The sequence below is a fragment of the uncultured Fretibacterium sp. genome (assembly GCF_938040765.1).
GTDB lineage: Bacteria > Synergistota > Synergistia > Synergistales > Aminobacteriaceae > CAJPSE01.
Map to the genome: position 1 here is coordinate 1 of NZ_CALIAA010000121.1, position 21,018 is coordinate 21,018.

15 protein-coding genes and 1 riboswitch are annotated in these 21,018 nt (G+C 64.6%); of the genes, 4 read left to right on the forward strand and 11 right to left on the reverse strand.

Annotation, left to right across the window (positions count from 1 at the left end):
- The 3 genes from Q0176_RS04395 to Q0176_RS04405 form a co-directional block, all read right to left on the reverse strand.
- On the reverse strand, positions 1–260 hold a 260-nt coding region (locus Q0176_RS04395; protein ID WP_299299619.1), incomplete at its 3' end, for a hypothetical protein.
- 48 nt (positions 261–308) lie between these two features.
- On the reverse strand, positions 309–1,151 hold the full coding sequence (locus Q0176_RS04400; protein ID WP_299299621.1) for an ABC transporter permease: 843 nt from the start codon (positions 1,149–1,151) through the stop codon (positions 309–311).
- Position 1,152: 1 nt separating this feature from the next.
- On the reverse strand, positions 1,153–1,680 hold the full coding sequence (locus Q0176_RS04405) for an ArsR family transcriptional regulator (protein WP_299299623.1): 528 nt from the start codon (positions 1,678–1,680) through the stop codon (positions 1,153–1,155).
- A gap of 373 nt (positions 1,681–2,053) precedes the next feature.
- Here Q0176_RS04405 and Q0176_RS04410 point away from each other — a divergent pair, with 373 nt between their 5' ends.
- Positions 2,054–3,064, forward strand: coding sequence for a YeiH family protein (locus tag Q0176_RS04410; RefSeq protein WP_299299625.1), 1,011 nt, complete (start codon positions 2,054–2,056; stop codon positions 3,062–3,064).
- A gap of 84 nt (positions 3,065–3,148) precedes the next feature.
- Here Q0176_RS04410 and metK read toward each other — a convergent pair whose 3' ends face one another.
- The 6 genes from metK to Q0176_RS04440 all read right to left on the reverse strand — a co-directional run bounded on the left by metK (position 3,149) and on the right by Q0176_RS04440 (position 12,972).
- Positions 3,149–4,363 (reverse strand): methionine adenosyltransferase, encoded by a 1,215-nt coding sequence (gene metK / locus Q0176_RS04415; RefSeq protein ID WP_299299627.1) that lies wholly within the window; start codon positions 4,361–4,363, stop codon positions 3,149–3,151.
- 86 nt (positions 4,364–4,449) lie between these two features.
- Positions 4,450–4,548: riboswitch (SAM riboswitch) on the reverse strand.
- 157 nt (positions 4,549–4,705) lie between these two features.
- The gene (locus Q0176_RS04420; protein ID WP_299299629.1) at positions 4,706–5,005 is read right to left on the reverse strand and encodes a septum formation initiator family protein; all 300 of its coding nucleotides are present in this window, start codon (positions 5,003–5,005) and stop codon (positions 4,706–4,708) included.
- Position 5,006: 1 nt separating this feature from the next.
- Positions 5,007–6,722 (reverse strand): arginine--tRNA ligase, encoded by a 1,716-nt coding sequence (argS, locus tag Q0176_RS04425; RefSeq protein ID WP_299299631.1) that lies wholly within the window; start codon positions 6,720–6,722, stop codon positions 5,007–5,009.
- Between the two features lie 65 nt (positions 6,723–6,787).
- Positions 6,788–8,638 (reverse strand): hypothetical protein, encoded by a 1,851-nt coding sequence (locus tag Q0176_RS04430; protein WP_299299633.1) that lies wholly within the window; start codon positions 8,636–8,638, stop codon positions 6,788–6,790.
- A gap of 106 nt (positions 8,639–8,744) precedes the next feature.
- Complete coding sequence (gene secA / locus Q0176_RS04435) at positions 8,745–11,585, reverse strand: preprotein translocase subunit SecA (protein WP_299299635.1); 2,841 nt, start codon at positions 11,583–11,585, stop codon at positions 8,745–8,747.
- A gap of 484 nt (positions 11,586–12,069) precedes the next feature.
- The gene (locus tag Q0176_RS04440; RefSeq protein ID WP_299299637.1) at positions 12,070–12,972 is read right to left on the reverse strand and encodes a YitT family protein; all 903 of its coding nucleotides are present in this window, start codon (positions 12,970–12,972) and stop codon (positions 12,070–12,072) included.
- Positions 12,973–13,255: 283 nt separating this feature from the next.
- On the opposite strand from Q0176_RS04440, the gene gyrB reads away from it, so the two are divergent.
- The 3 genes from gyrB (at position 13,256) to Q0176_RS04455 (ending at position 16,286) form a co-directional block, all read left to right on the forward strand.
- Complete coding sequence (gyrB, locus tag Q0176_RS04445; RefSeq protein WP_299299639.1) at positions 13,256–15,172, forward strand: DNA topoisomerase (ATP-hydrolyzing) subunit B; 1,917 nt, start codon at positions 13,256–13,258, stop codon at positions 15,170–15,172.
- A 211-nt stretch (positions 15,173–15,383) separates the two neighbouring features.
- Entirely contained in the window at positions 15,384–16,076 is a 693-nt protein-coding gene (locus Q0176_RS04450) for a hypothetical protein (RefSeq protein ID WP_299299641.1), read from the forward strand.
- A 6-nt stretch (positions 16,077–16,082) separates the two neighbouring features.
- Positions 16,083–16,286: a hypothetical protein gene (locus Q0176_RS04455; RefSeq protein WP_299299643.1), complete on the forward strand. Its 204-nt coding sequence runs from the start codon at positions 16,083–16,085 to the stop codon at positions 16,284–16,286.
- A gap of 178 nt (positions 16,287–16,464) precedes the next feature.
- Here Q0176_RS04455 and mutL read toward each other — a convergent pair whose 3' ends face one another.
- Both mutL and mutS read right to left on the reverse strand, forming a co-directional pair.
- Positions 16,465–18,324 carry a DNA mismatch repair endonuclease MutL gene (gene mutL / locus Q0176_RS04460; protein WP_299299645.1) on the reverse strand — a complete coding sequence of 620 codons (1,860 nt, stop codon included), beginning with the start codon at positions 18,322–18,324 and terminating at the stop codon, positions 16,465–16,467.
- Positions 18,308–20,896, reverse strand: a complete 2,589-nt coding sequence (gene mutS / locus Q0176_RS04465; RefSeq protein WP_299299647.1) for a DNA mismatch repair protein MutS — start codon at positions 20,894–20,896, stop codon at positions 18,308–18,310. Before mutS ends, mutL begins: the two co-directional genes overlap by 17 nt.
- Positions 20,897–21,018 lie beyond the last annotated feature (122 nt).

Sequence of the window (21,018 nt, forward strand, 5' to 3'; positions counted from 1 at the left end):
TGGACCTCTATGTGGAGCAAAACCCACGCATCGCCGCCGTTTTTCAAGGGAACATCCAGGAGATAATCGGCAAAACGAGGGGAACGGTGAAGCTCCAGGTCCGAGGTCTGCAAAAGATCGCGAAATTCCTTATCCAAAAACCTCGGTTCCTGAGAGAGGTCCGCGTCGACATAGAGCTCCGGCAGGGCCCTCAACAGGAACGGGCCAAAGAAACGTTCGATCAGGTCCTTCCAGAACCCATCGTAATCAAAGTACTCCATCGCTCAACCCCTGCTCAGTTGCCACCCTTATCTCCGAGGAACGCCGTCTCAGATGAAGTCCGCGAAGAAGCGCTCGGTACGGCGGAAGAACCACACTCCGCTGAAAAAGGCCAGGACGGAGATCGCCGCGGAGATCAGGAAACCCGGCAGGTAGAGCGGGCTCGCCGTCCCCTGCACGCACCACCGAAATCCGTCGATCACCCCGACCATGGGATTGAGGCTGTAGAGCAGCCGCCAGCGTTCGGGCACGACGGAGCTGGAGAACCCCACGGGCGAGACGTAGAGGCCGAACTGCACCAGGAACGGGACGATATAACGGAAGTCCCGATACTTCACGTTCAGGGCGGACAGCCAGAACCCCGCCCCCAAGGCCGCCAGGGTCGCAAGCAAAAAGAAAAACGGCATAAACAGGAGCGTCCAGGAGGGGATGAAGCCATATCCCAACATCAGCAACCCCAAAAGCACCAGGGAGATCAGGAAGTCCACCGCGCTCACGATGACCGAACTGGCCGGAACGATCAGGCGCGGAAAGTATACCTTGCTGATCAGGCGCGACTCCGCGATCAGGGAATTCGAGCTCTCCTGCATCGCGTTGGCGAAGTACTGCCACGGCAGCATCGCGGAGAACACCAAAATGGGATAGGGCACGCCCTCGTTGGGCAGCCGGGCCAGCCGCCCGAACACGATGGTGAACACCAGCATGGTCAGGAGGGGCCGGATCACGCTCCAGGCGATGCCGATGACCGTCTGCTTGTAGCGCACCAGGATGTCGCGCCAGGCCAGAAAATAAAACAGCTCCCGGTAACGCAGGAGCTCCCGGAAAAAGGCGACCGTCGTTCGGTTGGGCTCGATGATCAGGTCGAACCCGGCATTCGTGGAATTGTCCGTCATGTTATCCCGCATCCCTCACTTGTTCCTGCAGCAGCCCATCCTGCTCGCCCCAGACGAACAGGGATTCCTCGGGACGCAGAGTTCCCCGAAGCATCTCGTACTCCCCGGGAGTCAGGACAAGCACTCGGACCTTCCGGGCAATCATCCCTTCCACCTTCTCCACCAGCTCGCCCAGGTACTGCCGGTCGATCTCCCCGACCAGGGTCAGGTCGATAATCCCGCCGTCGATCCCGTGGGCGTAGTCGCCCGTGATCAGGGCGAGGCGGACGGTCCCCAGGCGCTCGACGATCCCCTCCACAACCTGATCGATCCCCAAAACCTTACGCACGATGCGATGGAGCTCGGGGAAAAGGGGGTGCCTCCTGCAGGCCCGGTAGGTACGCCTTCGCCCCCCCTCCGGCACCTCCTCGAGGAAGCCGGCCGAGCACAGACGGTTCAGCTCCACCCGCACGGCATTGGTCGACTCCCCGAACTCGTCCGCCAGGCCGCGAAGGTAGGACGTGACCCCGGGATTCAGGAAAAACTTCATCAGCAGCTTTATACGGGTCTTGGAGGATATCAAAGAATCTATCATCATACGAGCAATTTTATTACTCGAAAATGCCTTTGTCAACGAAAATTGCCGAAGGGGGGCGTTCGGGTTACGGAGAACCCTCCGGGCAGGCTGCTTTCTCCACGGACACTTCACGGAATACGCAGATGATCCCGGAAGCCCCGTCCACGATCCATACAGACATCGTTCCCGCCCGAAAAATTCATGATGAACTTACAGCGGAAGAGGGGGTCGGACAGGACAAAAACAAGACAACATGCGCTATCATTGAGGGATACTGAAAAATTTGGGCGTACACTTACCTCGCGGTTTTGTTAACGAAATGAAATCCGAAAGGGGCGATTCGATTTTGAAGAATCCGACACAGAAGAAACCAGCACAATGGAAGGCTTTCGTTCCCGGACTGTCCCTCACCGTCGTCCTCGCCGTGCTCGCGTGGTTTTGCGGACGCCAGGTTCCCATCGTCGGCGCGCCGGTGTTCGGCATCCTTTTCGGAATGCTCGTCGCCCTGTTCGGCAATCCGCCCGCGCTGAGGGAGGGAACGCGCTTCGCCTCGAAGAGGCTGCTCCAGCTCTCCGTCGTCCTGCTGGGGTTTGAGATGAACATGAGGAACGTCCTGGCGGTCGGAAGCGAGTCCCTCGTCGTGATGGCCTTCACCCTGACCGCGGCGTTCCTCTCCGCCCGGATCATGCAGAGGGTCCTGCGGCTCGACTCCGTGACCGCAACTTTGATCGGGGTGGGGACGGCCATATGCGGCGGATCGGCCATCGCGGCGACCGCACCCGTCATCGGCGCGAAGGAGGAGGACATCGCCCACTCCATATCCACCATATTTCTCTTCAACATCGCGGCCGTCTTCATCTTCCCCGCGCTCGGACACCTTATGAGGATGGGCGACCAGGGGTTCGGGATATGGGCCGGCACGGCGGTCAACGACACCTCGTCCGTCCTCGCGGCGGGGTACGCCTACAGCGACGCCGCCGGCAAGCTGGCGACCATCGTCAAACTGACGCGTACCCTGATGATCGTGCCCATCACCTTCGTGCTCGCGCTCTACACCGCCCGGACCGGGGAGGGAGCCTCGCACTTCAGCTTTTCCAAGGCCTTCCCCTGGTTCGTGCTCGGGTTCGTGGCCGCCTCCCTGCTGCATACGTCGGGGATCGTGAGCCCCGAGATATCGCGCTCCCTGACGGTGTCCGGGAAGTTCCTCATCGTCGCCGCCATGGCCGCCATCGGGCTCAACACGCACATCGGCAAACTTCTGGCCAACGGCCTGAGGCCGATCCTCATGGGTCTGGTCTGCTGGATCAGCCTGGCGGGCACGTCCCTGGTCGTGCAGCATTTTCTGGGGCTTCTGTAGCCTCACGCAGAAAAAGAGCCGGAGGATGTTCCCTTCTATGGGAACCCTCCGGCTTTCTTTCACCCTTACAGCGCTTCCTTTTTCCTAAATCCCGGCGGCCTTGCGAAGCGTCTCCGCGCGGTCCGTCCTCTCCCATCCCGGCAGGGGGGTAAGGTCGATGCGGCCCATGTGTCCGTAGGCGGCCAGCGCCCTGTACTGAGGCTTGCGCAGGTCCAGGTCCCGGATGATCGCAGCGGGCCGGAAGTCGAAATGGGCGCGCAGCAGCTCCACGATTTTCTCGTCCCCGATCTTCCCCGTGCCGAAGGTGTTGACGTTAAGGGAAACCGGCTCGGCCACGCCGATGGCGTAGGCCACCTGAATCTGGCACTCGTCGGCGATCCCCGCAGCCACGATGTTCTTCGCGGCGTAGCGCGTCATGTAGGCGCCGCTGCGGTCGACCTTGGTGGGGTCCTTGCCGGAAAATGCTCCGCCCCCGTGGGGCACCCATCCGCCGTAGGTATCGACGATGATCTTTCGGCCCGTCAGGCCGGTGTCGGCCATGGGACCGCCCTTGACGAAACGCCCGGTCGGGTTGACGAAGATACGCGTCTCCGAATCGATCAGGTATCCGGGGACGATGGGATTGATCACGTTCTCGATGATGTCCGCACGGATCTCCTTGAGGGTCGCCTCCGGATGATGCTGAGCGGAGACGACGATCGTGTCGGCGTGGACGGCCTTCCGGCCCTCGTAGCGGAGGGAGACCTGGGTCTTGCCGTCCGGGCGCAGGTAGGAGATCGTCCCGTCGCGGCGGACCTTGCTGAGCTGACGCGCCAGGTTGTGGGCGAGGGCGATGGGCATCGGCATGAACTCCTCCGTCTCGTTGCAGGCGTAGCCAAACATCATACCCTGGTCCCCGGCCCCGATTCTGGCTATTTCCTCCTCGGAAAGCTTCTTCTCCTGCTTGTCCCGCACCTCGATGGCGTTGTCCACCCCCTGGGCGATGTCCCCGGACTGCTCGTCGATGGCCGTGAGGACTGCGCAGGTCTCGCCGTCGAACCCGTACTTGGCGCGGGTGTAGCCGATGTCCTGAACGATCCCGCGCGCCAGCTTGGGGATGTCCACGTAGGTCCGGGTCGTGATCTCTCCCGAGACCATCACCAGACCCGTCGTGCAGAGCACCTCGCAGGCCACGCGGCCGTTGGGGTCGTCCTTCAGGATTGCGTCCAGGATGCCGTCCGAGATCTGGTCGGCGACCTTGTCGGGGTGCCCCTCCGTGACGGACTCCGAGGAGAAGATGAATTTTTCCGTGTTTGCCATAGTCCTACCTCCCGAGAATAAATGAACGAAAGACAAAAAAACACCCTTCCCATCGGGAAGAGTGTCCGCACAACCTTATGCTCTTCCTCTCATCATCCAGCCTCACGGGGCTGCTGGTATTGGCACCTGATTCGACAGGTTGCCGGGCTTCATCGGGCCAGTCCCTCCACCTCTCTCGATAAGAGATCTCATTATAAAATAAATGGACATTACCTTTGGGAAACGGAAATTCGCGTTTTCCCGAGATTCCACTTTCTACCGAAGGACTATTGTACCCCTTTTTGACGTCCCGTCAAGGACCGTTTGCAGCCCGGCGAACCATCCCGCCCCTCCCGCCGGAGGTCAGCGCCCATCCTCCGAGACCACGTCGCCGCTCTTGATCAGGATAACGCGCTCGCCGGGGAATACGAGGTTGTACTGTTCCCGCGCCATGTGCTCGATGCCCTCCCGGGATTTGTAGAACGAGACCTTCTCCCGATAGTCGCGCACGCTGTCCTGTTTCCTGCGCAGGAGCTCCTCGCGTTCCTCGATCGCCGCGTTGAGCTGGTCGATCCTCCGCCATTCGAAGAAGTAATGCGTCCCTATGATGAGGAAGAGGAGGAGGACGAAGGCGACGACCACGATTCTCCGCAGGGGGGGCATGTCACATCCGCTCGGGGGCGCTCACGCCCAGCAGGCTCAGGCAGGTGTGCAGGACGATGCGCACCGCGTTCGCCAGCTTGAGGCGGCCGAGCTCCACCTCCCCGGCCTCGCCCAGGATGCGGTTGGTGTTGTAGAAGGAATGGAAGGCGCCGGCCAGCAGCCCCGCATAGGCCGTCAGCATCTGAGGGGCCAAGTCCCGCGACGCGTTCTCCACCTCCCGCGGAAAGAGCGCCAGACAGTCCGCCAGCCCGCGGGCCGCCTCGTCCTCGAACAGGCTCTCGGGGATCGGAACGCCGTCCGAGCCCAGACGGTCCGCGCTGCCGCCCCGGGCCGTCCACTCCCGGACGACGCTGCAGATTCGGGCATGAGCGTACTGGACGTAATAGACGGGGTTGTCGCTGCTCTGCTTTTTTGCGAGGTCGAGGTCGAAGTCCAGCTGGCTGTCGCTCCGGCGCATGAGGAAGAAGAACCGCGTGGCGTCGACGCCGACCTCATCCAGGACTTCCTCCAGGGTGACAAACTCCCCCGACCGGGTCGACATCGCCACGGGATGGCCGTCCCGCATCAGGTTGACCAGCTGGATCAGCAGCACGTCGAGGTCGTCGGCCGACTTTCCGATGGCCTCCACCCCAGCCTTCATCCTCGGAATATAGCCGTGATGATCGGCCCCCCACACGTCGATGACCCGATTGAACCCGCGGGTCACGAACTTGTCCCGATGATAGGCGATATCCGACGCGAAATAGGTGGGCGCCCCGCTGTTGCGGATCAGTACGCGGTCCTTGTCGTCCTCGAAATCGGTCGTCTTGAACCAGAGCGCACCGTCCGACTCGAAGGCGAAGTCGCGCCTCTTGAGGTCCTCCATGGCCTGGCGCACCAGATCCCGCTCGTAAAGGGTGGCCTCGGAGAACCAGACGTCGAAGCGGACCCCGAAACGCCCCAGGTCCTCCTTGATCCGCCCCAGGATGACGTCCCCCGCGTACCGCTTGAACCAGGGCAGGCTCTCCGAAAGCGGCTCCGCCAGGAAACGGTCGCCCTCCCGCTCCAGGACCGTGCGGGCAAGGTCTCTTATGTAAGCGCCCTTGTAGCCGTTCTCGGGGAAGGGAGCAAGTTCGGGACGCCCCGCCAGCTCGAAATAGCGGGCCTGAGCGGAACGTCCCAGGATATCCATCTGGAGCCCCGCGTCGTTGATGTAGTACTCCCGCTCGACATTCCAGCCCGTGAAGGCGAGGATGCCCGCGACGACGTCCCCCACCGCCGCGCCGCGGCCGTGGCCGATGTGCAGCGGCCCCGTCGGGTTGGCGCTGACGAACTCCACCTGCACCTTCCGCCCGCCTCCCAGTTCCGAGGAACCGTACCGATTTCCCATGGAAAGGACCTCGTCCGCGACGGAGGCGAACCATTTTTTCGAGAGGAAAAAGTTGATGAACCCCGGTCCGGCGACCTCGATTTTATCGAAGAAACCGCTTCCATCCTCGCTCAGCCGCCCGACGATCCGGGCAGCCAACGTCCTCGGGGGCATGGAAAACGCCCTGGAGAGCTGCATGGCGGCGCTGGCCGAACGATCCCCCTGCCCCTCGTGCCTGGGACGTTCCAGCTCGAACGCCATCCCCTCCGGGAGGGGCTTCCCCAACTCCTCCGCGACGCTCCGGACAGCCCGAAGCAGAGCCTCCCTCGGGTAGGAAACGGCCGAACCCCGCATCAATTCATCCGACATCTCCGCACTACCTTTCCCTTATATAAAGAACTTTTTGCCCGCAGGGCGAGCGGACGCTCCCGTCCCTATTCCTTGCCCCTCATCAGCAACGGCAGGGGGCGCGCCGAAAAATTGCGCCAAAGGTCCAGTGCCGTCTTCAAAGAGGCTCCGTCCTCCTCCGCCAGCCTCGTCGCCGAAACCTGGAGCCGGACCTCCGCCGTCACCTTCTTCAGCTTGGACGCCTTGAAGTTTTCTCCATAGAGCACCTTTCCGGAGGCGCGTTCCGTGTCCGCGGGGAGCATCACCTTCTCGACCCCCGGGGGCAGCTGCAGGCTGACCCTCTGTTCCATCAGGAAGGGAAAGGCCAGCTCCACGGGAACGGAGTCACCGGGCAGGGATTGAAGGGACTCGGGGACGAACGCCGGAAGGATGACCAGCAGGTTCTTCCCCTGAGTCCCCATGATCCCCGGCATCTCGCCGATGCTGAAGGCCAACTCGGCCTCCCCGCCGGACTCCTTGAGTGCGGCAGCCTCGTAGCCCCTCAGGTTCCGGAAGAGCGAGGGAAGGAGCTCCCCCGCACGGCCGTCCTCCCAGGCGCGAAAGAACAGGGAACGCCATGCACCGCGCGCCTGGAGGCGCACCGTACCGCTCAGCGCCCCTCCGGGGCTCAGGCTCAGGTCGAAGAGGGCGCGCAATCGGTTTTCCGATGCCTTCGCCTCCGGTATCCTCCTGGCCGCAATGCGTCCCTCCCCGTCCGGGGCGAATATCCGGCACCCCATCAGAAGGGGCGAGGTCCTCCCCATCCTGGGGGCGTCGTCCATATCGCAGAAGAAGCTCTCCTTGAACCTGGCGCCCTTGAAGGGGGGGACCTCCAGGACCGGGGCCAGCAGAAGCCCCGGACAGACGGGGCTGTCCGCGTCGGGCTCGAGGGCCGTCCTCCAGTGCAGAAGGGCGTTCACCCCCCGCTCCTTGAGCCAGGCATGGGCCATCAGGAGCTTTTCCCCGCCCGTCCAGGGCCCCTCCGAGGGCAGCGTCCGACGGCAGCCCTCCGGGAGGATGGTCTCGGGCTGCTCGTACAGCCAGGAGAGCAGGGCGGCCGTTCCCGCCTCCGTCCCTTTTCGGAAGCCCTCGACGGCCTTCGACGGGGGCTGAGGGACGGCGGCGGCGGCCTCGTCCCGCATCAAACTGGCGAGGCCCTCGGCCCCCTGGCGCATGCCGAAGACGACCCCGCCCCGGGTGGAGGCGCGGAGCCCCCCCGGGACCAAGGGGGCGGCGTTGACGGTCCGCCAGGTATAGACCGCCCTCCCCTTGCCCTTTTCCACCTCGGGACGGACGTTCTGGAAGGAACGATGGAAGAAGGGCCGCCCGTCGGGCACCGAGACCTCGACGATCGATTCCCAGACGGGCAGCGACTCCTGGGTCCAGACCAGATCCTCGAGGGAGAGATTCTCCAGGAAGGAGTCCTGCCAGCACAGGACCAGGATGAAGGTCTCGGGGAGCCCCTCGAACCGCACGGAGCGCATCGTCACGCCCCCCTGGTCCCGCTCGGCGGGGAGGACGTCGGCGATCTTCCGGCCGGAATCGAAGGCATAGACCCCCGCCTCCAGGACCCTCGCGGTCCCTCCCGGAGGATTGGGGATATCCCAGTCCAGCCATCGCTTGTCCAGGCCGCTGCGCCCCAGCAGCACCCAGAGATGGGTCCGTTCCATTCCCCCATCCGGGGCAGGGCCGCAGGAGACCCGTTTGAGCCAGACGATGCCCCGCGCGTCGGGATACGTCGAGAAGTCCGGGTTCACCTGCCGCATCCGCGCGAGATCGTACTCGGGGACCGACGCTCCCGCAGGCGGCGGACACAGGAAAAAGATTCCAAGAAAGATTCCGAGGATGGCCCCCGAAGACAGAAGTTTTCTCGACAAGAACTTCACCATCGGACTCATTCGACGCACTCCTTCCTCATTCCGATGCCCCCTCATTAAACACACTCCTCCTTCAACGGCAATGCCCGAGGGAAGAAAGCGCGGGGGAGGCTTCAGCGGATGAAACTCAGGCGCCCTTGCCGCAGCAGTGCTTGTACTTCTTTCCACTGCCGCAGGGGCAGGGATCGTTGCGCCCCACCCGGGGGCCCTTACGGACGGGCTCGGGCCGCCCCTCGCCGCGGGGAAGCTCCTCGGGCACGGCGTCCTCATGTCCCTGCCCAAAACCGGGGAGGACAAAATCGCGCCCCTCGGAGACCCGACGCGGACTGCGGCGCTCCTCCTCGGTCACCACGCGGACCCGGAAGAACTGTTCCGCAAAGGACTCCCGCACCCGCAGCATCATCTCCTGAAAGAGGTTGTAGGACTCGAACTGGTACTCCAGCAACGGGTCCTTCTGCCCTATGGCCCGGAGGCCGATGCCGCGCCTCAATTCGTCCATCGCCAGGAGATGGTCGCGCCAGGCGTCGTCCAGGGTGTTCAGCACCACGTAGCGCACCAGCCCCCCGGCGACCTCCGGGGTCAGCTCCTCGGTCTTTTTGTCGTAGCGCGCCTTCAGGAAGGCGACGATCTCGTCCCGCACCAGCTCCATGCCGGCCTGGCTGTCGATGCGCCCCACCAGCTCGTCGCTGCCGGGGCCGAAGATGGCGCGCATCCGCGCCGCAGCCCGTCCGGCGTCCGGCTCCCCCTCCCCGGGGAAATAGCGGTCCAAAATCTCGACGATGACGCCGTTCACGACCCCCCAGCCGTAATCGACCATATCCCCCTCGTTCAGGATCGTCTGCCGCTCGTCGTAGACGGCCTCGCGCTGGCGGTTCATGACGTTGTCGTAGGCCAGCAGCTGCTTGCGGATGTCGAAGTGCATCTGCTCGACCTTGTGCTGGGAGGACTCGATGACCTTCGAGAGCATTCCGGACTCGATGGCCTCGCCGTCCTTCATGCCCAGCCGGCCCATCAGGCCCTGGATGCGCTCCGAGCCGAAGAGGCGCAGCAGGTTGTCCTCCAACGAGAGGTAAAAACGACTCATGCCGGGGTCGCCCTGGCGGCCGGAACGGCCCCGAAGCTGGTTGTCGATGCGCCGGGACTCGTGGCGCTCCGTCCCGATGATCGCCAGTCCGCCCAATGCGGCGACCTTGTCGTGCTCCCCGCGGCAGAGCTCGCGGAACTCCTCCAGCCGGGCCTCGTAAGCCTTTTTGATGCGGCCGAAGACGGCGCGCAGAAACTCCAGCCCGCTCCCCTCCTCCGCGATGCGGCGGTCCCGGAGGTAGTTGCGCGCGAGGTCTTCGGCCTGGAGGTTGGAGTAGCGCACGAAGTAGCCGTAAACGTCCTCCTTGTCCATTCCCTTGACCGTCCATTCCAGGGACGGCCTGTCGGAGAGGAGCTTCTCCTTGGCCAGAAACTCCGGGTTGCCTCCAAGCATGATGTCCGTGCCGCGGCCGGCCATGTTCGTCGCCACCGTCACGGCGCCGAGGTGCCCGGCCTGGGCCACGATGTGGGCCTCCTTCTCGTGGTGCTTGGCGTTCAGCACCTGATGCGGGACCTTACGGGCCTTGAGCAGCTTGCTGACCCGCTCGGAGTTCTCGATGGACGTCGTCCCGACGAGGACGGGCTGTCCGCGCTTGTGGCATTCCTCGACGTCGTCCGCGACGGCGCCGAACTTCTCGAGCATCGTCCCGTAGATCACGTCGGGACAGTCCTGGCGGATCATCTTCCGGTGCGTCGGGATGGTCACGACCTGGAGCCCGTAGATCTCCTTGAACTCCTCGGCCTCCGTGGCCGCGGTGCCCGTCATCCCGGCCAGCTTACGGTACATGCGGAAGTAGTTCTGAAGCGTGATCGTCGCCAGGGTCTGGCTCTCGCGCCCCACCTTGACGCGCTCCTTCGCCTCGATGGCCTGATGGAGCCCGTCCGAGTAACGGCGCCCCACCATGAGGCGCCCCGTGAACTCGTCGACGATCACGATCTCCCCGTCCTTCACGACGTAGTCGACGTCGCGCTGGAACAGGCGGTGGGCCTTCAGAGCCTGTACGATGCGGTGCGCCAGCTCGGACTTCGCCGCGTCCGAGAAGAGCCCCGGCATCCCAAGGAGGTCCTCGCAGCGCTGGATTCCGGCCTCCGTGACGGCGATGCTGCGCTCCTTCTCGTCCTTCTCGTAGTCCTTTCCCTCCGTCAGCTGGCGCGCCACCCCGTCCGCCTTGACGTAGAGCTCCACGTTGTCGTCGGACGGGCCCGAGATGATGAGGGGCGTCCGCGCCTCGTCCACGAGGATCGAGTCCACCTCGTCGACGATGCAGTAGGCATGGGAGCGCTGGACCATCTGCTCGGCGTGCATGACCATGTTGTCCCTCAGGTAGTCGAACCCGAACTCGCTGTTCGTCCCGTAGGTGATGTCCGCCCTGTAGGCCTCGTAGCGCTCCTCCGGAGGCATGTAGGGGTAGATGACGCCCACGGAGAGCCCCAGGAAGTTGTAGATCGGGGCCATCCACGCGGCGTCGCGCTTCGCAAGGTAGTCGTTGACCGTGATCAGGTGGACGCCCTCGCCGGAGAGCGCGTTCAGGACGACGGCCAGCGTGGCCACGAGGGTCTTCCCCTCGCCGGTCCGCATCTCGGCGATTCGGCCGTCGTGCAGGGCCATGCCTCCGATCAGCTGTACGTCGTAGTGCCGGAGCCCTATCGTCCTCCGGGAGACCTCGCGCACGAGCGCGAAGACCTCGACGAGAAGTTCCTCCAGGGGCTCCCCGTCCCGGGCCCGCTCGCGCAGACGCGCGCCCATGGCGCGCAGCTCGTCCTCACTCCGGGACTCCAGGTTCTCCGAGAGCTCGTTGATCTGCTCCACGACGCCCTCGTACTTTCTCAGCGCACGGTCGTTGGGGTCGAGCCCCAGCGCCCTCCTAAGTGTGTTCCATATCATTTCCGCTCATTCACCTCTGACGGCGCCCCCTCGGCCGGGGGCGTCCTGATCGTATATCAAGTCCGCGTATCAAAGTTTATAAAGTAGATTCAAATGTTCATTATAGCGCACCGGCCGGAAAACTCCCGAAACCAATAATCCCATGCCATTCCAATTCTTAAGGAAACGCCGATTCAATCGAAGCCCCCGGTGGTACCCCAGCTTGCCTGTTTTAAGGAGGACACTTGCCGGGACCGCCGCTATCCCCAAAGGGGAGCCTTCCGGCCAGCCGCTCGCTTCGCTTGCGGGCCGATCAGCCCCACGGTAGCGGCATGGGGATTTAAGCAGGCTGCCAACGATTCGAGCAGCTCGCTGCGCGAATCGCTCAGGGGTTTCATCAGGCGGTTTTCCCGGGCATCGAAGGCGAGGGCACGAGGTTTCGCCTCGACGTAAGCGACCGACACGGCATCCGGGACTTGACAGCCCCGCAGGGCCGGGCGTCCGCTTACAGGGACTTCCAGCTCTTGAACCCCTGGCCCAGCACCTCGGTCGCGTCGCAGATGGAGACGAAGGCATTTGGGTCCTTTTCCTTGAGGAAAGCCTTGAGCTGAACGATCTGCCGCGGCTCCAGCAGGGAGATGAGCACGGGGCGGGGCTGCCCCGTGTAGGCTCCGTGCCCCTCGAGGCGGGTCACGCCCTTACCCTTCGAGGTGATGAAACGGCAGACGTCCTCCGGGATGTTCGTGATGATGAAGGCCTGCTTGCGTTTGTCGAAGCTCCGCGTCATGCCGTCCAGGGTAACGCCGAAGACATAGAGCCCGACGGCTCCGTACACGACCGACTCCAGGCCGATGACCCCGGCCGAGAGCGAGAGGATGAAGAAGTTGACGAAGATGGAGAATCGCCCCACCTCGATCCCGTAGCGTCGGCGCATGACCATCGCGACGATGTCGAGCCCGCCGCTCGACCCTCCCACGTTGAAGAGCATCCCGATGGCGACCCCCTTCAAAAGCCCCGTGATCACCGTGGCCATGAACTTGTCCCGGGGCAGGTTCAGGGGAACGCCCCGAAATATCGGGATGAACAGCGAGAACACCACGATGGAGGAGAAGGTCAGCACCAGGAAACGCAGGTTCAGGCTTTTGTGCCCCCAGACGATCAGGAGGACGTTGCCGATGAAGATCACCCAGCTGGGGGATATCCCGAAGACGTAATTGGAGAGGACGGCGAGCCCGGAGATCCCGAGGTCGGGAAAGCGATAGGGCAGGGTGAAATAATTGACCGCGAAGGCAAAGATGATGTTGGCCGACAGGACGGCGAGCACGGACCGCCACTCCCGCCTCAGCAGGCCCGGCAGGGAAAGAAGAAAGTTTTTGACCAGAGCGCTCTTTTCGGCTAGGACGTTCACGACCGACGACACCTTTCGTTCAGAGATCGGGCGGAAATGCAAGATTCCTCCCGCGGCAAGCGATATTGTATAATAATCAGGTTGGACACGGAACAATTCCAACATGAACGAATCCGACTCGGAGACGTATCATATCAGCCGCGCGGGGCGGAAGGCAGAGTAAAAATACCGCGAAGGCCCCTTTCGCCCGGGGCGCCTCGTGCATCGCGGGCTGGGATCTTTTCGGACGATCAGGAATACGGCGATCGAGAATGCAGATTGTCACGGAGGAAAACGCAGCGAGATGACTCAGGACACACGGAACGCGGAGGGCGGCTACGACGCCGGAAGCATACAGGTACTGGAAGGACTCGAGGCCGTTCGCAAGCGCCCCGGCATGTACATCGGGGACACCGGGAGCCGGGGCCTCCATCACCTCATCTACGAGGTCGTCGACAACGCCGTAGACGAGGCGATCGGCGGCTACTGCGACCGCATCGAGGTCACCATCCACGCGGACGAGAGCATCAGCGTCCGGGACAACGGGCGCGGCATCCCCACGGACCCGCACCCCTACAACGGGCGTCCGACCTGCGAGGTCGTCCTCACCATCCTGCACGCGGGGGGAAAGTTCGGGAACGGCGCCTACAAGGTCTCGGGCGGACTTCACGGCGTGGGCGTCTCGGTGGTCAACGCGCTCGCGACCTGGCTGGAGGTCACGATCGCGCGCGACGGCGTGCAGCGCACCCAGCGGTTCGAACGGGGAATTCCCGTCACCGACCTCTCGCCGGGGACCCCCGCGGATTGGCGCGGCACCCTGATCCACTACCTCCCCGACGACACGATCTTCGAGGAGGTCCACCACTCCCTGGACGTGCTGAAGAGCCGCCTTCGGGAGCTGGCGTTTCTGAACCCGGGGCTCGCCATCTCCGTGGAGGACGAGCGCACGGGGGAAAAGAAGGAGTACCACTTCGACGGGGGCATACGCGCCTTCGTCGAGTATCTGGACCGCGGCAAGACGGCCCTCTTCACCCCTCCCGTCATCCTCTCCGGGGAGCGGGACGGCATCGCGATCGACGTCGGGTTCCAGTACAACGACAGCTACCTCGAACGCATCTTCTCCTTCGCCAACCTCATCCACACGATCGAGGGGGGGACGCACGTCTCGGGGCTCCGGACCGCCATGACTCGGGCCGTCAACGAGGCCGCGCGGAACAACAAGATCCTGCGCGACAAGGACGAGAACCTCTCCGGCGACGACCTGAAGGAGGGCCTGACCTGCGTGCTGTCCGTCAAGCTGGGCAACCCCCAGTTCGAGGGGCAGACCAAGACCAAGCTGGGGAACAGCGAGGTCCGGGGCGCCGTGGACTCCTTCGTCTACGAGGGGCTGCTCTCCTGGTTCGAGGACGCCCCCGACCTTCTCCGTCCCATCGTGGACAAGGCGGTCCGTGCCCGGCAGGCCCGTGAGGCCGCCAAGAAGGCGCGCGAGCTCGTCCGCAAGGGCTCCATGACGGGACTGAACCTCCCCGGGAAGCTCGCGGACTGCTCCTCCAGGACCCCGGAGAACACGGAGCTCTACATCGTCGAGGGCGACAGCGCCGGCGGCAGCGCCAAGCAGGGCCGGGACCGCTCGTTCCAGGCCATCCTTCCGCTGAGGGGCAAGATCCTGAACGTGGAGAAGGCGCGGCTCGACAAGATGCTCTCCAACAACGAGATCCGCACGATCATCCAGGCCCTGGGCTGCGGCATCGGCAACGAGTTCGACGAGAAAAAGCTGCGCTACCACAAGATCATCATCATGACGGATGCGGACGTCGACGGCGCGCACATCAGCACGCTGCTCCTCACCTTCTTCTACCGTCACATGCCCGAGCTGATCAATCAGGGCTACCTCTATCTGGCCCAGCCCCCCCTCTACAGGGTGCAGAAGGGCAAGCAGGTCCAGTACTGCTACACCGAGAAGGAACTGCGCCAGCACGTGGATGGGGCCCCCGACCCGACCAAGGTCGGGGTGCAGCGCTACAAGGGACTCGGAGAGATGAACCCGTCCCAGCTCTGGGAGACGACGATGGACCCCACCAATCGTGTGCTCCGGCAGATTGAGCTCAACGACGATCTGCTCGCCGACGAGTATTTCGACATCCTGATGGGCGACAAGGTCGAGCCGAGGCGGGACTTCATCACGTCCTATGCGCATGAGGTGAAGAACCTGGATATCTGATATCGAATCGCACCAAAGACAAGTATTGCCGACAGCATTGGAATCCAATCCCTTTAGCGCTGCATCTTGTATGACATCGTCTCAATGGAGTATAGTGGTCCCCAACTGGAGGACCACTATCTTTTCTACAGCACGTAGGAATCAGAAAAACGTTGACGATAGAGAGTCATATTGGTGGTTATATAATGGTATCGACCAGGAGGTGTTCGGCATGGGGAAGACAGAGCCACAGACGATACGCGCACCGGAAGGGATGAAGCGCACGATAAAGGCCAGCGTCTTCTCCGATCTGTTCGGCGACAAAAAGTACCTGCTGCAGCTCTACCGGACACTGCACCCGGAGGATACGACAGCTACGGAGACGGACCTGACGGACATCACCATCGAGAACGTCATGGTGGATGGTCTCTATAATGACTTGGGCTTCATGGTGTCGAACCGACTGATGATCCTTCTGGAGGCTCAGAGCACCTGGACTGAGAACATCCTTATCCGTGCCCTGCTCTACATGGCTAAGACCTGGCAGAGGCATCTGAGCGATTTGGGGGAGAACCTCTATGCCAGCCGCCGTGTCAAACTGCCTGAACCGGAGCTCTACGTCATCTACGCGGGCGGCCGAAAAAATCGCCCCAGCGAGCTCTCGCTGTCAAAAGTGTTTTTTGATAGTAAAGAATATGCTGTTGAGGTACGGGCCAAGGTTATCTACGGCGAGGGTGAAGGAGACATCATCACCCAGTACGTGATGTTCTGCAAGGTGCTCAAGGAGCAGGTGAAGCTCCACGGGATGACGAGGAAGGCCCTTCGCGAGACGATACGCCTCTGCAAAGACCTGGGCGTGCTGAGGGAATATCTGGAGAAAAGAGAGGTGGAAGTGATGGACATCATGACGATGCTGTTTGACTAGGAGACGGTGACAAACACCTACATCAACGACGTGCTCAGACAAGGTAGAGCCGAGGGCAGAAAGGAAGGTAATCTCCAGGGATTTGTGAACGCTTGCCGTGATTTTGGCGTTTCTCGGGACGAAGCAGTGGCCAGGGTGGCCAGAATGTTCGGCTTCTCTGAGGCCGACGCCCGCGTCGAGGTCAGTCGCTACTGGACACAGGACAGCTGATCGAGTCCACAGATGACAGAGATGGGCACAGAGTCCTCTATGACCAAACCATTGATAAAACCTCCAGGGATATGCTGAAAAACTGCCCCCGTCTGAGCCGGGGTTCTAAAAGACCAAAGAAGCGAGCCGCGCCCTGAAAAAGGGTGCGGCTCGTACTTTATGGCCCCTCGGTCGGACGCTACTCCCGGCCGAAGTGTCCGACCAGCTGCGCCGCATCGATCCTGAGGACCGTCGGGCGTCCATGGGGGCAGAAATACGGCTGGGCGCAGGCATGCAGGTCCCGCCACAGGGCCAGGGCCTCCTCCCGGGACAGGCGCGTCGTCAGCTTCACCGCCGCCTTGCAGGCCATCGTCGCCCAGGTGCGCCACAAGAGCTCCGCCGCGTCCCCGTCCCGATCCTCCTTCAGAGCCCCCAGCGATCCCCTCAGCAGGGCCTCGGGCTCGACCGCCCCCCCAACCGACGGGATGGAACAAAGCCGTGTTCCTCCGTCGCAGCTCTCCAGCTCGAAGCCGAACCGGACCAGGGTCTCCCGATGCTCCTCCGCCTCCAAGGCGAGGGTCGGGGGCAACGGGACCGGGACCAGAAGCGGCTGAACGCGCCCCTCCCCCGCCGCGGCGCGGATGCGCTCGTACCCCACGCGCTCGTGCGCCGCGTGAGGATCCACGAGGACAAGTCCTTCCGGCACATCGAACACCAGATACCCCGAGCCCATCTGGCCCATGTAGACGACGTCGGGGGCGTGAACGGCATCCTCCGCCCCGTCCGGACCGCGGGGTGAAGGCAATGTCCCGGCCACGGGAGGGTCCGCGCTCTCCGCCCTCACCGCATCCTTCGCCGGCTCCGAAGCGAAGGGCGGGGGCTCGATGCGGGAGAAGGGGGTAGCGAAGACGGGCCTGGATGTACCCCGCGGCGCGGATGTACGGCCCCGCTCCGCCACAGGAGAGGGCGAAGGGGAGGAAAAATCGTCCCGGAACCCCCACCCCTCCCGCGATATCGCCGCGGCGCGGGTGACGGCCCTCCCGCCGGGCGGCACGGAGTCCGTGGACCAGGTGCGCCCGTCACGGACCGTCACGGGCGCGGGGCCCCCCAACAGGGCGGCCGCCTCCCGGACGGCCTCGAAGACCTCGCCGGGGTATCGGAACCGGATCTCCGCCTTGGCCGGATGGATGTTGACGTCGACCAGCGACGGGTCGATCGAGAGGAGGAGCGCCCAGTTGCCCGTCAGCTCGCGCGCGGCGGCACTCACCGCCCCCTTGACGACCGGGTCCGCCACGGCGCGCCCATTGACGAAGGCGGCGATGTCGTTGCGCCCCTGCCGGGGTTGCCACCAGCACTCCAGGCTCAGATGGCCGGTCTCGGACCGGACGGTCTGGACCGCGGGCTCCGGCCCCCAGAGCCGCTCGACCGCCCGACGCCGGTCCCCGCCGCCGTCGGTGGAGAGCACCTCCCGCCCATCGTGCTCCAGAACGAAGCTCACGTCGGGTCGGCAGATCGCGTACTCCCGCATCAGAAGGGCGGCCCGGCGCAGTTCCCCCGCGGCGCTCTTCAGGAACTTCCGGCGCGCCGGCAGGTTTCCGAAGAGCTCGTCCACCTGCACGCGCGTGCCCGCGGTGCAGTTCACGGCCGTATGCTCCGACACGCGTCCCTCCGAGGCGCGGATCAGTCCGCCCGTCCCGTCCGTTCCATCCTCGGGGCGCGAGCGGATCTCGACCGTGGCGACGGCCGTCAGGCTGGCCAGCGCCTCCCCGCGATACCCCAGCGTGCGGATGGCCTCCAGGTCCTTGATCCCCCCTATCTTGCTCGTCGCATGGGGGGTCAGGGCCAGGGGAAGGTCGTCGAGGGCGATGCCGCACCCGTCGTCCTCGACGACGATACGCAACCGTCCCCCGTCCCACAGGCGCACCCGGATGCGGTGCGCGCCGGCATCCAGCGCATTCTCCACCATCTCCTTGACCGCCGAGGCGGGACGCTCCACGACCTCGCCCGCCGCGATGCGCGCCCACACGCTCTCCGGAAGCTCCCTAATCCGCGGCGCCATCCCGTGCCCTCATACTCTTCTCCTTCATTCTGTACAGCACCTCCATCGCGCGCATCGGCGTGATGTTGTCGAGGTCCAGTTCCGCCAGCTCCTCCACGACGGCGTCCGTCTCGGGCGAAAAGAGCAGGAGCTGACGTCTCAGCGCGTTCTGGGGCAGGGGATCGGGGATGGAGGAACGCTCGAACCCCTCCCGCTCGAAGAGCTCCAGCAGCTCGAAGGCCCGCCTCAGCACGGGCTTGGGCAGTCCCGCGAGGCGCGCCACCTCGATGCCGTAGGAGCGGTCCGCCGGACGCGGCATCACCTGGTGCAGAAACACGATGCCCTCCGTCCCCTCAGCCACCGCCATGCTGCAGTTGCGCACGTCGTCCAGCCGCTCCTCCAGACAGGTCAGCTCGTGGCAGTGCGTGGCGAACAGCACCCGCGGAGCCGCGCCGCAGCCGCCGTGCAGGTACTCCAGCACCGCCCAGGCAATGCTCATCCCGTCCCATGTGGCCGTCCCGCGCCCCACCTCGTCCAGGATCACCAGGCTGCGGTCGGTGACGTTGTTCAGGATGCCCGCCGTCTCCAGCATCTCCACCATGAAGGTGCTGTTGCCCCGAACCAGGTCGTCGCGGGCCCCGATGCGCGTGAAGACGCGGTCCACCAGGCCGAAGGACGCGCTCTCGGCCGGGACCCACAGGCCCGCCTGGGCCATGACCGCGAGCAGGGCCGCCATGCGCAGCCAGGTGGACTTGCCCGCCATGTTGGGCCCCGTCAGGATGACGATGCGCGCCGCATCCCCGCCCAGCACCACGTCGTTGGGCACGAAGGTCGCGTCCGTCAGGGTCGCCTCCAGCACCGGATGGCGGCCGCCCCTGACGGTCAGGGCCATGGAGTCGTCCACCGTCGGGCGGACGTAGCCGCGCTCCCGCGCCACCTGGGCGGAGGACGCGGCGCAGTCCAGGATGCCCAGCAGGCGTCCCGTCATCTGAATGTCCGCCCCCTCGGAGATGACGCGCTCGACGACGGCCCGATAGAGTTCCCCCTCGATACGCGCGGTCTCGCCCTCGCTGCGCGCCATCCTGTCCTGGAAGTCCCGCAGCTCCGGGGTGACGAAGCGCTCGGCGTTCACCAGGGTCTGACGGCGCTCGAAGTGCGGCGGCACCGTCTCCAGCCCCGTCCTGCCGATCTCGAGGTAGTAGCCGAACGCCCGATTGTAGCCGGACCTGAGGCGCGGGCTCCCCGTCGCCGCCCGCTCGCGTTCCAGGTACTCCGCGAGCCACGCCTCGCCCCTCTCCGAGACATCGCGCCAGGAGGCGAGCTCCGCACTGAAGGAGGAGCGCACGACCGGCCCCGCCCCCAGGACGCGGGGCAGCTCCTCCTCCAGCGCCTCGTCCAAGTGGGTGCGCAGGGGCTCCAGGTCCGGCAGCGCGGCGAAGAGGCCGGCGAGCGGCTCCGGGAACGAGAGGGAACGCAGGCGCGGAAGCAGGCGCAGCGTATCCCGGATCGCGGCGAGGTCTCGCGGCGTCCCCGTCCCCAGGGAGAGCCGGGACAGGGCGCGCTCGGCGTCGCGGGCCCCGGCAAGTGCATCCTGAAGAACCCCCAGCCGCGCCGGGTCCTCCACGAGGACGCCGATGCAGGCCTGGCGGCGTTCGATGGCCGGAATATCCATCAGGGGCCGCATCAGCCACTCCCTGAGGGTGCGCCTCCCCATGGGGGTCCGGCAGCGATCCAGGCAGGCGAGCAGCGAGACGGACCCCTGGGAGAACTCCGGGACCAGCTCCAGGTTGCGCTGCGCCGCCGCGTCCAGGCTCATTCGGTCACGGGCTCGCAGCGGCGTGATGCGCAACACGTGGCGCACCGCGCTGAACTGCGTCGCGGACAGGTAGTCCAGCACGGCCCAGGCGGGACCCGCACAGGGATCGTCCTCCTCGATGCCGAAGGACGCGAGGCGCGCCCCTCCCAGGGCCGAACGCAGGCGCTCCGCCGCCGTCCCCGCGCGGAAGACCTCGGGCGCGGCGGGCAGAAGCGCATACCCCTTCAGAAAATCGGGGGGAGTGCGAAGGGTCGCGGGATGCAGCACCTCGCCGGGCGTGAAGGCCGAGAGGAGCGCGGCGGCCTCCTCGGGCGCCAGGGTCCCCGCCTCCAGGCCGCCGGTCTCGACGGACAGAAGCGCCAGCGCGACGCGGCCGTCCTTCAGCGGAAGGACCGCGGCCAGACGCCCCGTGTCCCCGCTCTCCTCCGGGACGTAGGTGCCCGGCGTCACGAGGCGCACCACGCGCCGCTCCACGACGCCCTTACCCGTCGGCTCCCCGATCTGCTCGCAGATGGCCGCGCGGCAGCCGGCCTTGATGAGCCTCCCCAGGTAAAGGGAAAGCGCATGGTGCGGCACGCCCGCCATGGGGATCTTCCTTTCGGCATCCCGGGCCGTCAGGGCGATGTCCAGGATCGACGCGGCGGTGCGTGCGTCGTCGAAGAACAGCTCGTAGAAGTCCCCCATGCGGAAGAGCAGCAGCGCGTCGGGATACTCCGCCTTCCATTGCCGGTATTGGCTCAACCAGGGAGTCATCTTGATGTCGTCGGGTATGGCCACCGTCTCGTCTCCTCTTCCTCGTGCGCTCAGGCGCCGCTCTTCTCCGCCATCGTCATTCGCGCTTTTTCGTATTCGCTTTTCCATTTTACTATAGGCCGCACACGCCCTCAGCCCCATCATAC